This window comes from Candidatus Schekmanbacteria bacterium (assembly GCA_016219965.1).
GTDB lineage: Bacteria > Schekmanbacteria > GWA2-38-11 > GWA2-38-11 > J061 > JACRJM01.
Map to the genome: position 1 here is coordinate 519,471 of JACRJM010000015.1, position 13,442 is coordinate 532,912.

Below are 13,442 nucleotides of genomic sequence, written 5' to 3' on the forward strand. Positions count from 1 at the left end.
TTCAAATTATTCCATCTCAAGCGGTAGAAAGGGCTGGGTTTCACTAAAAATGAGCTCAAGAAGAACAGGCAGATTAAACGTTCTATTCCGGGAAGAAATCTCAACCATTATCCTGAGAGAGGTAAAGGATCCCAGGATAGGTTTCGTGACTATCACTTCAGTAGATGTAAGCGCTGATCTTTCTCTGGCAAAAATATATTTTAGCGCGATCACAGAGGAATCCAACCGTGAGAAAATTGTCAAAGGGCTGCAAAGTGCGGCTCCATTCATTAGATCAAGCCTTAAGAAGAAGCTAAGCCTCAAGAGGATTCCTATGCTTGAGTTCATATATGATATGTCCCTTGAATATGGCGACAGGATTGATAAAATTTTAAAAAACCTGAAAGATGAAGACAGTGAAGGATAACATTTCTGCAGCTGCAGCTCTCATTAAAAAGAACAGTACATTCATATTCAGCACCCACAGGAACCCTGATGCCGATGCCCTTGGTTCGGAGCTTGCGCTTGGCATAGCGCTTAGAAGGATCGGGAAAGAAGTGACAATCTTCAACATGTCAGAGACACCGGAGAACCTGAGGTTCCTGCCTGATTCTGAAAGGATAAAAACCGGGAAAAGGATTAACAGCCGGTTTAATATAGCTGTGTTGCTTGACTGTGAGAGTTTTGAAAGATGCGGTTACATTATAAAAGAGAAGAATTATTCAAACGGCCTTCTTTTTGTAGACCATCATAAGTCGAACACCAATTTAAATGACAACAACATCATTGTCCACTCTGCCTCTTCTACATCTGAACTTGTATACTATCTGATAAAAAAGCTCGGGGTTCCAATTGACCATGATATTGCTACATGCATTTACACGGGAATTTTTTATGATACCGGAGGGCTCAGGTATTCGAACGTGACTCCTGAAGTATTTAAGATTTGCGCTGAGCTAGTTGCCGCAGGAGTCGAGGCAAGGGAAATATCAAGACAGCTTTATGAAACCAAGTCATACAATTCCCAGCGGCTTTTGGGACTTGCTCTTTCAAGACTCAACAGAAGTGATGACGGCAAGGTTTGCTGGACATATCTGAAAAAAGACGATTTTATTAAAACTGCTACACAGCAGAATGATACCGAGGGATTTGTAAATCAGTTAAGCGAGATTGCAGGCGTATCGGTAGGAATTTTTTTCAGGGAAATTGACAGGAACTGCACAAAAATCAGCTTCCGTTCAAAAGATGGAATTGATGTTGCAAAAGTTGCTTCATCTTTTGGCGGAGGAGGACATGTAAGCGCCTCCGGATGCATGATAAAAAAGCGCCTTGATAAGACAATAGACATGGTATTAAAGGAATTTGCATGACCTTTAGATGAATACATTTGTCATAAAATCCCCTTTCTCTCCAACAGGAGATCAGCCTCAAGCTATAAAAAAACTTGCGGAAGGGATAAAGGGAGGAGATAAATACCAGGTTCTGCTCGGTGTCACCGGCTCGGGGAAAACATACACAATCGCCAAAGTTATCGAAGAAGTACAGAAACCTACTCTTGTAATCGCTCACAACAAAACCCTTGCAGCACAGCTTTACAGCGAGTTTAAATCATTCTTTCCTGATAATTCAGTTGAGTATTTCGTAAGCTATTATGATTTTTACCAGCCCGAGGCTTACATACCGCAGACCGATACTTACATCGAAAAAGAAACCTCGATCAACGATGATATTGACAGAATGCGCCACAGGGCAACAAAGGCACTTCTTGAGAGGCGTGATGTAATTGTTGTTGCGAGCGTGTCGTGCATTTACGGCCTGGGCTCTCCTGAAACGTACGATGCAATGCACCTTAACTTGTCTTCCGGTCAAAAGATAAAGCGCGATGATATCATACGCAAGCTTGTAGATATCCAGTATTCCAGGAATGATATTGATCTCAAGCGAGGCACGTTCAGGGTCAGGGGAGATGTGATTGATATATATCCTGCCTATGAAGACAATGCAGTAAGAATTGAAATGTTCGGAGATGAGGTTGAGAGAATATCAATTATTGACCTGGTTCGCGGAAAGCGGATTTCTCAAACTGATTCTATTGCCATTCATCCCAATAGCCATTATGTGACATTTCCTGACAAACTTGAACTGGCATTAAAGCTTATTTCCGACGAACTTGAAGAACGTCTGGAATGGCTGGAGGGAAACGGCAAACTTCTTGAAGCCCAGAGACTGAAGCAGCGAACGCTTTACGATATGGAGATGATAAGAGAGATTGGCTTTTGTCAAGGGATAGAAAACTATTCAAGGCATCTTGACGGCAGGAATAAAGGTGAGCCCCCAAGTACTCTGCTCGAATATTTCCCTGAGGATTATCTCCTTGTCATTGATGAAAGCCATGTGACAATTCCGCAGATCGGAGGGATGTATAAGGGGGATTTTTCAAGAAAAACAACACTTGTTGATTTCGGATTCAGGCTTCCATCTGCCCTTGATAACAGACCTTTGAAATTTGAAGAGTTCAAAGAAAGGATAAAACAGCTGATATTTGTTTCTGCTACGCCTGCTGCCTATGAAATGGATATTGCGGACGGGAATATTGCAGAGCAGATTGTAAGGCCGACCGGATTGATGGATCCGGAGATTTATATAAGACCGGTCAAAGGCCAGATAGACGATCTTCTTAACGAAATAAGAATGCACGTTGATAGAAAAGAGAGTGTTCTAGTCACCACACTTACAAAGAGAATGGCGGAGGATTTAACCGAGTATTACAAAGAGGTTGGCGTTAGGGTTGAATATCTTCACTCTGATATAGAGACGCTGGAACGCATCAGGATAATAAGGGATTTGAGGCTCGGGAAATTCAATGTGCTTATAGGCATAAACCTGCTTAGAGAGGGTCTTGATATACCTGAAGTATCGCTTGTTGCAATCCTTGATGCAGACAAGGAAGGATTCCTCCGCTCAGAGACTTCTTTAATCCAGACTTCAGGAAGGGCGGCGCGTAACGTAAATGGAAAAGTAATTATGTATGCTGATTCCATTACCGGCTCGATGACAAGGGCAATAGAAGAAATGAGCAGAAGGCGAAATATACAGAAGGCATATAACGAACTGCATGGTATAACACCGAAGTCAATCAACAAGGATATTTCGGATGATATAAAAAAGATGTGTGATTTGGATTATTCCGAAGTAGAGCTGGAAGATATGAGCGAACACAAAGAACTTATGGAAACAGACATAGCCTATCTTGAAGAAATGATGAAGTCCGCAGCGGTAAGGCTTGATTTCGAAAAAGCCGCATTTTATCGTGATATAATAAGGGAAAGAACTAAAAGCCTTAAAAATAAGTCAGGATAAGCTTGACTGCAATTTCATTATACCATAAATTTTTAATAGATATTTAATATGCCATTTAGCAAAGACTTTGCCGGCAGAAAGGTAATACAGAATTGGAAGAATTTTTAAGTGTTATACCAATTGAATTAATCGGGGTTTTGATCTGCTTGCTTTTGTCAGCTTTTTTTTCAGCATCTGAAACCGCACTTACCTCGTTGAGCCGTCTTAAAACCAACCAGATAATTGATTCAGAAAGGACCGGAGCAAATTATTTGAAAATGTGGAGGGATAAACCTAATCATGTTCTTGCAACAATACTTTTTGGTAATACCGTTGCTGAGTTGCTTGCGTCTTTTCTAACTGCTCTTTATGCCACTCAGAATTTCGGGAAAAGCGGAAATATTGGAGAAATGATTGCTTTCATATTGGTAACAACAACAATACTGATATTTGGCGAGTTAGCTCCAAAGGTTTTTGCAAGGCATAATGCTGAGAAATCAGCAATACCTGTAATAATAGGACTTCGGATATTTTATTATCTATTTTATCCGGTCACAGAGCTTTTAATGTTCATTTCGAAGACATTTATTGTGGGTTTGGGAGGAACGCATAGTGCAACCGGTCCATTTGTCACTGAAGAGGACATTGAATACATTATAAATGTAAGCGATTCAGAAGGAACTATAGAACCATCCAAGAAGGAAATGCTCGAAAAGGTAATGGACCTCGAGGACAAAGTTGTAAGAGAGATAATGGTTCCAAGGATGGATATGATTACTATTGAGCTTAATTCATCATATGATCAAGTTCGTGATATAGTTATTAATTCACGTCTTACAAGACTTCCTGTGTATGATATCAACGCTGATAATATAGTGGGAATATTACACTCAAAGGATCTTATCAGGTCTGAAAAATCAGATGATATAAAGACTGACATCGCTGATATAATGAGGGAGCCCTATTTTGTCCCTGAGACCAAGCGCATAGATGAACTCCTGAAAGAGTTTCAAAAAACAAAAAACCACATGGCAATTGTCGTTGATGAATACGGGGGAACATCCGGTCTTGTAACTATTGAGGATATCCTTGAGGAGATTGTAGGAGAAATAAGGGATGAGCATGACGAAGATGAAGAATTGATTATTTCTAACCAGGAAGGAGTTCTTGTAATAAATGCTAAGATAGACCTTAACTCATTGGAAAAGATTCTTGAAACTGAGTTTCCTGAAGACAACTATGACACTCTTGGAGGATTTGTCGTAGATCTTATGGGAAAAATTCCGAAAACAGGAGACAGAGTACGCTACAAGAATTTCAATATAACCGTACTGGAGGCAAGCAAGAGAAAGATCATTAAGCTTAAGATTGAAAAAGATAAAATTCACAAAGAAACTGAGACACTACCAAAAAAGGAAGTAACTTGATTTAAATTAAAAGATTACTATAATGTACCGAAAGGCCTGGATGCAATAAAATGCCTTTAAAAGGTGAGGAGAAGTTATGAAGGAAATGAAAGTAAACAATTTAATGCTTGATCCTGTATCCAAGACACCAATTGTGATACTGAAAGACTTGGATAAGAAATCAATGCTTCCAATATGGGTTGGTTATTTCGAGGCAACCGCTATAGCTCTTGAGCTTGAAAAAACTGTTCCGCCAAGACCGATGACACATGACCTGATTAGAAATATCATCGAAAACATGGGGGCAGTAGTAAAAAGTATAACTATAAACGATCTTCGCAATAATACATTCTATGCAATCATAGGAATTGAAAAGAACGGAGAGCTTACAGAAGTCGATTCACGTCCAAGTGATGCAATTGCCCTGGCTTTACGTACGGGAGCTCCAATATTTGTCGAAGATGTTGTTCTGGAAAAGGCAAAATCAATAGAAATCCAGGAAGAGGGTAAAGATGATAAATGGAAAGAGCTTCTTGAAAGCCTGAAGCCAGAAGACTTTGGCAAATATAAGATGTAGATTGGACACAAGTACCGCTTCACTTTCCTTCCTTATTTTTAAACTATATAATCATTTGCAAATATATTTTTTTAAAGGCTAATTCTGTGGAAAAACCTCATTTGGATGACATCCCTGAAGGTCCGGGAGTATATATTTTCAGGGATGCATCTGGAAATTATCTCTACGTCGGGAAAGCAAAATCCCTGAGAAGCAGGGTGGTAAGCTATTTCAGGGAAGGAAGCTCTGCTAATCCCCGCATTCCCATGATGATGTCTCGGGCAAATAGTGTTGATTATATTTTAACTGCAAATGAAATTGAGGCGCTTCTCCTTGAGAACAACCTGATAAAGCAGTTCAAACCAAAATACAATATAAGTTTACGCGATGACAAACAATATCCTTTTATCAAATTAACGGTCAACGAAGAGATACCCAGGATTCTTATGGCAAGAAGAATCTCAGAAGACAATGCTCTATATTACGGGCCATATACCTCGTCAGCATCTGTAAGAGAAATAATCAGAGTAGTAATGAAGGCATTCCGGTTGTGTACGTGCAGAAGCAGTGTGGCTGTAAGATCCAAAAAACCCTGCCTGAATTACCAGATGAAACTCTGCAGCGCTCCCTGTGCAGAATTAATACGCAGGGAAGACTATTTGTCGTCTGTAAGTGATGCAGTGATGTTTCTTGAAGGTAAAAATGAGGAACTTTTAAAAATCCTCAGAAAAAAAATGGAGGAGGCAGCAGAGAGATATGAATATGAAAGAGCTGCTTCATTTCGCGATTCTATAAATGCAATTAATGTAATAGCTCAAAGGCAGAAAATAAACATGATATCTGGAAAGGATCAGGATATCGTTGCGTTTAGGGCGACTGATTCCGGAGCAGTTTTCTGTGTATTAATAGGAAGAAGCGGGAAGCTCATATGCCAGAAGGAATTCTTTGTTGATAACCTTTTTTATAACGACCCATCAGAGGTATTAGAATCATTTATTAAACAATACTACCAGGGAAACAATTTTATTCCCTTCGAGATAATAACTGAGACTGAAGTCAACGACCGCCGGAATATTGAAAAATGGCTTTCGCAAATAAAGGGAAGGAGAGTCAATATAATCTCACCAACAAAGGGAAGAAAATACTCCCTTGTTAGGATGGCGTCAGAAAATGCAGAACTGCTTTTAAAATCATATCTTAAAAAAGAAGAAAAACTCACTGATACTCTCAAGGCTTTAAAGAACAGGCTTTCACTTGCTTCTGAACCAAAACGCATAGAAGCAGTTGACATATCAAATACTATGGGGACAAACAATGTTGGAGCTATTATTGTATGGGAGAAGGGTCTTTTTAAAAAGAATCAATACAGAAAGTTTCTTATAAAGAAAAAACAGGGTATAGATGATTTTGCTATGATTAAAGAAGTGGTTGCAAGACGTATAAACAGGTTGTTGAAAGAAAAGAAAACTCTTCCTGATCTTTTTCTCATTGATGGTGGGATAGGGCAGGTTAACAAGGCTATGGATGCATTAAAGGAAGCCGGAGCTGAAAGGATGGTTGATGTAGTGGGCCTGGCAAAAGGAAGAAAATATGAGAGAAACTGGGATCTTCTGGTCAATGATGATTATTCACGTGAAGAAATAATTTTACCGGGGAGACCAAATCCAGTAAGGATGAAAAAAGATTCTTCGGCACTTATTCTTCTTCAGTCAGTTCGTGACGAAGTTCACAGATTTGCAATCAGTTACCACAAGAAGCTCAGAAATAATTCATTTAAGTCTTCAGTTCTTGATTCTATTAAAGGCATCGGAGAGAGAAAAAAAAGCCAGATGCTCAAAATCTTTGGAAGTGTCAGTGGAATATCTAAATATACGCCTGAAGAAATATCAGAAAAAACAGGAATTAATTTATCGCTTGCCAAGATGGTAATCGAAAAAATAAAAGCAGATAAGTGATAAAAATAATGAGGTTTTCACTCGTTAAACCTTTTTTTTAAAGCTCTTGAGGCATGTGTTTGATTTTTTTATCAATCTTTATTCTTTTAATGTTCCCATTTACTCTTGAAATTTCTTGACACCGCAATTCCCTTGTGTCATTTAATTTTTCGATACTTGAAGAAGAATTTATAACTGGCATGATAACCCAAAATTCTTATGGAGGTATGAATGGCTCAATATAGCTTATCAAACCTGAGGAATATCTGCGTTATTGGACATGGCGGTGACGGTAAGACGACTTTAAGTGATGCGATGTTGTTTTGCGCAGGTGCTTCTGACAGGCTTGGAAAAATAATCAACGGTACTTCTAAGTTTGACTATGACCCCGACGAAATCAAAAAGAAAGGGTCTATAAGCGCTACATTGGGATTCTGCGAATGGAAAAAAAACAAGGTAAATATAATAGATACTCCGGGAGATGCCAATTTCATTGGTGATATCAAATCCTCCCTCAGGGTTGCTGATGGAGCAGTCCTTCTCGTTGATGCGCATTCAGGTGTTAAGGTCCAAACCGAAAGGACATGGAATTTCTGCGATGAATTGGAACTGCCGCGCATTGTATTTGTGAATATGATGGATAAGGAACGCGCGAATTATGAAAAAACTGTTGAAGCATTAAAGGAGGTATTCAAAGTATCCTTTGTACCTCTTCAGTATCCTATCGGTTCAGAGCAGAACTTTAAGGGTGTTGTTGACCTGCTTGATAACAAAGCTCATATTTATAAAAACGATGAAAGCGGCAAATATGATGTCGTCGATGTGCCTCAAGACATTGCAGCAGATACAGCATCTTTAAAAGATAGAATGGTTGAATCTCTTGTAGAGATAGATGAAGCTACCATGGAAAAGTATCTTGAAGGAACAGAGATATCAACTGACGAACTTAGAGACCTATTGAAAAGGGGAGTAACAGAAGGGAAGGTTGTTCCTATTTTGTGCGGCTCTGCGGAAAAAAATATCGGTGTCCATGATTTACTTGACGCTGTTGTAAATTATACTCCGTCTCCTGATTCAAAAACTACAGTAAAGGGAAAGACTAAGGATGGAACCGAAAAAGAGATAAAGATCGGAGATGATAGTCCATTCAATGCTCTCGTTTTCAAAACAATAGCAGATCCTTTTGCGGGAAAACTCTCATGTTTCCGTGTTTATTCAGGGAAGTTAGAGTCAGATTCGCAGTTTTATAATGCATCAAAGAAAATAATAGAAAAGGTTGGTCAGATATTTTTCCTTCATGGGAAAGAACATGTGCCTGCAAAGATAGTAAAGACAGGCGACATTGCGGCTTTTGCGAAGCTTAAGGAAACTACAACCGGAAATACTATTTGTGCCAGTGAGGATAATTCTGTTACATTCGATTTCATCTCATTCCCATCTCCGATGATAGCCTATGCGGTTTTGCCAAAGACCAAGGGAGACGAAGAGAAGGTCTCTACATGTCTTGCAAGGCTTTGCGAAGAGGATCCAACTTTGCGTGTTAATCGAAATACTGAAACCAGAGAGACGCTTCTCGCAGGTATGGGAGATTCACATGTTGAGCTTGCAGTTGAAAGGCTTAAGAGAAAATTCAATGTCGAAGTTGAATTGCATAAGCCGACAATCCCATACAGGGAAACTATAAAAGCAAAAATAAAAACTCAGGGAAAATACAAAAGACAATCCGGCGGAAGAGGGCAGTATGGTGATGCATGGATTGAGATTGAACCTCTTCCGAGGAGCAAAGGTTTCGAGTTTGTAGATAAAATAGTCGGGGGTGCAATACCGAGGAATTACATTCCCTCGGTAGAGAAAGGGATAGTTGAGGCTATGGTTCACGGAGAGCTTGCAGGATTTCCTGTTGTAGATCTCCGTGTAACCCTTTATGACGGATCCTACCATGAAGTCGATTCTTCGGATATGGCTTTCAAGATCGCGGCGTCAATGGGATTCAAAAAAGCATTTATGGATGCAAGACCTATTCTTCTTGAACCAGTAATGGACGTTGAAATTACAGTTCCTGAAGACTGCATGGGTGATATTATTGGTGATGTCAATGCTCGGAGAGGGAGGATGAAAGGTGTTGATGCCAAGGGAAAGATACAGGTAATAAAGGCACAGGTACCTATGGCTGAGATGCTTGAATATGTGCCAAGTCTTAAATCAATCTCAGGTGGAAGGGGATTTTTCACAATGGGATTTTCTCATTACGAGGAAGTCCCGGCCCATCTAAGCGAGAAGATAATTGCAGAGCACAAAAAAGAAAAAGAAGAAAAAGAGTGATTCCTCCTCAGAGTCAAGTGCAGCGCAACTGACGCTTCCGGATCTTATAGAGCCGGAGCAAGCTGATACTTACGAGAATTCTGAGATACCAAACAAGCTGTTCTTCAAGATTGGTGAAGCGAGTAAACTGGCCGGAATCGATGCACATGTACTACGTTTCTGGGAATCTGAATTTAAACAGTTAAAACCTGTGAAGAACAGAAATGGCCAGAGAGTATATACAAAAAAAGATGTAGCAATGGTGCTTAAAGTAAAAAAACTCCTATATGATGAGAAATTCACTATTGCCGGAGCAAAGAAAAAACTTTCAGAGGAGTTTGGCAGACAGAAGAAAAAAGGAAACGGCAAAATAAGTCTTAAGTCTGATAGTCATACAGCCTTACTTCGGATTCGGAGTAATTTGAAAAGTCTTCTTACAAGACTTAACAAGCATTAATCGGGGCGTAGCGCAGCCTGGTAGCGCACTTGCATGGGGTGCAAGGGGTCGCTGGTTCAAATCCAGTCGCCCCGATTTTTTTATTTTAAACAGATGATTACCTTCTACCTTTTAATAAAGGATCTGAATTATTAGGAATGAATGTTCTTGTTACTAATGATGATGGAATTGATGCAACCGGGTTGCACACACTTGCTTCAACCATCGCTAAATATTACGATGTGACAGTAGTGGCTCCTGACAGGGAGCAGAGTGCCACTTCGCATTCTCTTACCATGCACAGGCCTCTGAGAATAAAAAAAATCAAAAAAAATTATCATAGCATTGATGGTACGCCTACTGACTGTGTAAACCTCGCTGTAAACAGCATAATGGATGATATGCCAGAGTTGATCATATCCGGGATAAACCATGGTTCAAATCTCGGTGAAGATATAATGTATTCAGGGACTGTTTCCGCTGCAATGGAGGGAGCACTTCTTTCAATACCTTCCATCGCAATTTCATTAACAGAAAGAAAAGGTACATATTTTCAGGTTGCAGCGGATTTTGCACTTTTACTTATGGAAGAAGTAATAAAAAGAAAATTGCCATCTAATACTTTACTTAATGTCAATGTGCCGAATCTGCCTAAAGAGTTAATAACAGGTGTTGCAATAACAAAGCAGGGGAAAAGGACTTATACAGATATAGTACATGAGAAGGTTGATCCAAGAGGCGAAAATTATTACTGGATAGGAGGTGGAAGCCATACATGGCATGAAAAGCCTGGATCAGATTTTGAAGCTGTTTCGCAGAACATGATTTCAATTACGCCGCTCCATCTTGATCTTACTAATTATAATGCAATTGATAATATAAGAGGGTGGGAACTAAAATTTACTTAGATATCCTTCCAGCTGTTTATTACAAATTTCTGCACCGATCCGTTTCCGCTTGACATCTTTGTGTCGAAATGCAATTTTCCCTGACCTGCAAAGTCTATTGTACTTCCCACAATTGAACCAAATATATCTCCATTCCCGGTTACTGTTGCCGGAACATCAGGGGCATAGACTCCGCCATAGAAACCACCATTGCCAGCTAATTTAACTATATTATCCGCAATACCATCACCATTTTCATCATGTTTCTGAACATATATTGTAAGCTTTGAAGTATCTGCTGTTGAATTTACAATTCCGTTTCCTTCAGCCTTAAGGTCCTCAAGGACATAAATTTCCACATTCCCGGTTGTAGTTATTTGAGAGCTTCCTGTTAATTCAATTGACTTAAAATAAAACTTTCCGGGATTGCTTGAACCAGCATTGAGCGTCACAGTCTTAGTTCCTGAAAGGTCAAGTTCTCCAAAGTTGCCAGGACTTAGCGTGGTACTTGAACTTATATTTGACCCGGAGAAAGCTGGTATTGTAACAGTAGGAAGACTGACAGGAGAAGGAAGTACTCCTTTTATACCTGTAAGAACAGCTCCAGCCTGAGTCTTGATTACTGTTGACACATTTCCGGTTGGTCCGATAAATGCATCACCGTAAACATCCCCGTTGCCTATATCCAGAGCTTCTGCTGCTATTGAATTGATCCCGATATCCCCATCTGTTCCAATATTTGCGCCTCCATATGCTCCTTTTGACGAGTCATAGCTGTCAACGGCAGTGAAATTTCCTGAAAATGAAATTTTATTTTTTGCAAATGCTGCAAATTTAAATTTTGAGTCATATTGAGGTTTAACAAGCATCAATACAGTTTTGTTTGTACTTGATACTGTCCCTATTGATTTTAAAAGAAGATATGGTTTTCCAAAACTATCTGTCCCAGTTGCTTGTATTCCAGCAGTGCATTGCCCCGTACCTACGTTGTCGTTAGTAAAAATTGTAGATGTGGCACCTGCAGTAAGTGCTCCATAAGTGCTGGTCGATGCATTTATAACAGTAAGTGCCTTGTAAGCACCTGCTTCTGCTATATATGAACAAGTGGATATGTCTTTGACATTCTTTCCCATTAATATGTCTGTATTTGTGAGAATCATAAGACCAGCTATAAGCAACCCCATTATTATTGAGATTATCAGGGTGAAAAACAATGCAAAACCTCTGAGATCTCTTTTTATTTTCATAAAAATTTTACACTTTATTTTAAGTTATAATTATTTAAACAAGTTATTTCTAACCAGCACAGAATTGTTTTGAGATATTCTCAAGTATCCGTCATTATAAACCCCATCATTGTAGCCTTTTTCAGGATATTTGGATTTTAGTCTTGCCGAAAAAGAAACCATATTTCCAGAAATGGAAAACTGCAAGTCCTCTACGTTTTCAGTTATAATTTCTTCTGTCCCGTCATCATCAATAGATGTAAGGTTTCCATTATTAATATGGTATGTAACAGTCTTAACTATTTCTATAGGTGCTCCGGAAACATAAGATATTTGTATTCCCTGGTTTCCAGTTATTGAAAGATTGGTGTCAATTGTCAGAGTGTTACCTGATATACTTTTAATTACAGCATTTTCATATCCGCCTATAAAAATAAGGCTCTTGGTTGTAGTATTAAATAATGATCCATCATTTACCTGAATAGTTGTGGCTCCTGCACTTGCAGTCGTGCTTAGTCTTGGAGCGCTTGAATCATAAGGGTAGGGTTTGCCGAATGCACTTACTATAATAACACTATCAGGAGCAGATCCTCCATCCGTAATCAGAACCGGAGAAGTTATACTTGCTTTCCATGTTATCCAACTGCTAAGTGATGCCTTTGGTGCACCGTAACCTGCAACTTTTATATTTCCTCCAATTGTATTTACCAACCATCTATAGTCTTCTACCATATCAATTAATTGTTCCTGATGTTTTTGGGATTTTTGCTGAAAATTAAGTATGGAAAAAAGAAGAAGTACAATGAAACCTGTGATGGCTAAAGACAGCATTAGCTCGATTAATGTAAATCCTTTATTTTTTTTCATTAGAATGCCATTGTCGCTGAATATAAACTAACAGAGTGCGAAATCCTGTTTGAGTCCTTCCAGCTAACAGTTACAGTTATCGATTTAAGTCCTGCAGATGGTGAGTCAACAAGTATCGATGTTGTTCTTGTAAAAGCAGATTTTACACCAATTATTTCAGGATGCGCTGTCGCAATCTGGCTGTTTGTTTCATTAGTTGTGCTTGTAACCAATGAAGTGAAAGGAAGATTCATTGTTTGATCTATTTTCTCTTGCGCAAGATAGAGCGCGACACTCTGCATGTAGCTGCTGCTCTGTGATTTTATAAGAACACTGCTTAACATCAGAAAACTTAATATTCCGACAGTCATTAGTGAAACAGCAACCATAACTTCTATAAGGGTAAAACCTCTATCATCTGGCTGTGTGTTATACAATTTTTTCTTTTCCACTAATCCAACTCTCTCTTTAATTTACTTCTTGATATCATGTAATTATAAACAACAAAAAATAATATAGTAATCAATATATA

At 39.0% G+C, this 13,442-nt stretch carries 12 protein-coding genes and 1 tRNA gene; 10 read left to right on the top strand and 3 right to left on the bottom strand.

What is annotated here, in order from left to right; genetic code table 11:
• Positions 1 to 49 precede the first annotated feature (49 nt).
• The 10 genes from rbfA (at position 50) to surE (ending at position 10,859) form a co-directional block, all read left to right on the top strand.
• Positions 50 to 406, top strand: coding sequence for a 30S ribosome-binding factor RbfA (gene rbfA / locus HZA77_15620; GenBank protein ID MBI5376862.1), 357 nt, complete (start codon positions 50 to 52; stop codon positions 404 to 406).
• Positions 396 to 1,349 (top strand): bifunctional oligoribonuclease/PAP phosphatase NrnA, encoded by a 954-nt coding sequence (locus tag HZA77_15625; GenBank protein ID MBI5376863.1) that lies wholly within the window; start codon positions 396 to 398, stop codon positions 1,347 to 1,349. The genes rbfA and HZA77_15625 overlap by 11 nt, the downstream gene beginning before the upstream one ends.
• Before the next feature lie 7 nt (positions 1,350 to 1,356).
• Positions 1,357 to 3,339 carry an excinuclease ABC subunit UvrB gene (uvrB, locus tag HZA77_15630; protein MBI5376864.1) on the top strand — a complete coding sequence of 661 codons (1,983 nt, stop codon included), beginning with the start codon at positions 1,357 to 1,359 and terminating at the stop codon, positions 3,337 to 3,339.
• Positions 3,340 to 3,431: 92 nt separating this feature from the next.
• On the top strand, positions 3,432 to 4,745 hold the full coding sequence (locus tag HZA77_15635; GenBank protein MBI5376865.1) for an HlyC/CorC family transporter: 1,314 nt from the start codon (positions 3,432 to 3,434) through the stop codon (positions 4,743 to 4,745).
• Between the two features lie 76 nt (positions 4,746 to 4,821).
• Entirely contained in the window at positions 4,822 to 5,301 is a 480-nt protein-coding gene (locus HZA77_15640; GenBank protein ID MBI5376866.1) for a bifunctional nuclease family protein, read from the top strand.
• Positions 5,302 to 5,387: 86 nt separating this feature from the next.
• The gene (uvrC, locus tag HZA77_15645; protein MBI5376867.1) at positions 5,388 to 7,235 is read left to right on the top strand and encodes an excinuclease ABC subunit UvrC; all 1,848 of its coding nucleotides are present in this window, start codon (positions 5,388 to 5,390) and stop codon (positions 7,233 to 7,235) included.
• Between the two features lie 210 nt (positions 7,236 to 7,445).
• A complete protein-coding gene (gene fusA / locus HZA77_15650; protein MBI5376868.1) occupies positions 7,446 to 9,536 on the top strand; it encodes an elongation factor G in 2,091 nt (696 codons plus the stop codon).
• A gap of 46 nt (positions 9,537 to 9,582) precedes the next feature.
• Entirely contained in the window at positions 9,583 to 9,972 is a 390-nt protein-coding gene (locus HZA77_15655; GenBank protein ID MBI5376869.1) for a MerR family transcriptional regulator, read from the top strand.
• A gap of 1 nt (position 9,973) precedes the next feature.
• A tRNA-Pro gene (locus HZA77_15660) sits at positions 9,974 to 10,047 on the top strand.
• A gap of 62 nt (positions 10,048 to 10,109) precedes the next feature.
• Positions 10,110 to 10,859, top strand: coding sequence for a 5'/3'-nucleotidase SurE (gene surE / locus HZA77_15665; protein MBI5376870.1), 750 nt, complete (start codon positions 10,110 to 10,112; stop codon positions 10,857 to 10,859).
• On the opposite strand, the gene HZA77_15670 is transcribed toward surE, so the two are convergent.
• The 3 genes from HZA77_15670 to HZA77_15680 are packed head-to-tail and all read right to left on the bottom strand — an operon-like array spanning position 10,856 to position 13,362.
• On the bottom strand, positions 10,856 to 12,085 hold the full coding sequence (locus HZA77_15670; GenBank protein ID MBI5376871.1) for a hypothetical protein: 1,230 nt from the start codon (positions 12,083 to 12,085) through the stop codon (positions 10,856 to 10,858). The genes surE and HZA77_15670 overlap by 4 nt on opposite strands.
• Positions 12,086 to 12,115: 30 nt before the next feature.
• Positions 12,116 to 12,931 carry a prepilin-type N-terminal cleavage/methylation domain-containing protein gene (locus HZA77_15675; GenBank protein ID MBI5376872.1) on the bottom strand — a complete coding sequence of 272 codons (816 nt, stop codon included), beginning with the start codon at positions 12,929 to 12,931 and terminating at the stop codon, positions 12,116 to 12,118.
• On the bottom strand, positions 12,931 to 13,362 hold the full coding sequence (locus HZA77_15680; GenBank protein MBI5376873.1) for a prepilin-type N-terminal cleavage/methylation domain-containing protein: 432 nt from the start codon (positions 13,360 to 13,362) through the stop codon (positions 12,931 to 12,933). The genes HZA77_15675 and HZA77_15680 overlap by 1 nt, the downstream gene beginning before the upstream one ends.
• Between the last annotated feature and the right edge of the window lie 80 nt (positions 13,363 to 13,442).

What these genes read in the sequence shown, in the direction of transcription:
- rbfA (MBI5376862.1), top strand. Translation starts at nt 50, where the DNA reads ATGAGCTCAAGAAGAACAGGCAGATTAAACGTTCTATTCCGGGAAGAA.
- uvrB (MBI5376864.1), top strand. Translation starts at nt 1,357, where the DNA reads ATGAATACATTTGTCATAAAATCCCCTTTCTCTCCAACAGGAGATCAG.
- HZA77_15640 (MBI5376866.1), top strand. Translation starts at nt 4,822, where the DNA reads ATGAAGGAAATGAAAGTAAACAATTTAATGCTTGATCCTGTATCCAAG.
- fusA (MBI5376868.1), top strand. Translation starts at nt 7,446, where the DNA reads ATGGCTCAATATAGCTTATCAAACCTGAGGAATATCTGCGTTATTGGA.
- surE (MBI5376870.1), top strand. Translation starts at nt 10,110, where the DNA reads ATGAATGTTCTTGTTACTAATGATGATGGAATTGATGCAACCGGGTTG.
- HZA77_15670 (MBI5376871.1), bottom strand. Translation starts at nt 12,085, where the DNA reads ATGAAAATAAAAAGAGATCTCAGAGGTTTTGCATTGTTTTTCACCCTG.
- HZA77_15675 (MBI5376872.1), bottom strand. Translation starts at nt 12,931, where the DNA reads ATGAAAAAAAATAAAGGATTTACATTAATCGAGCTAATGCTGTCTTTA.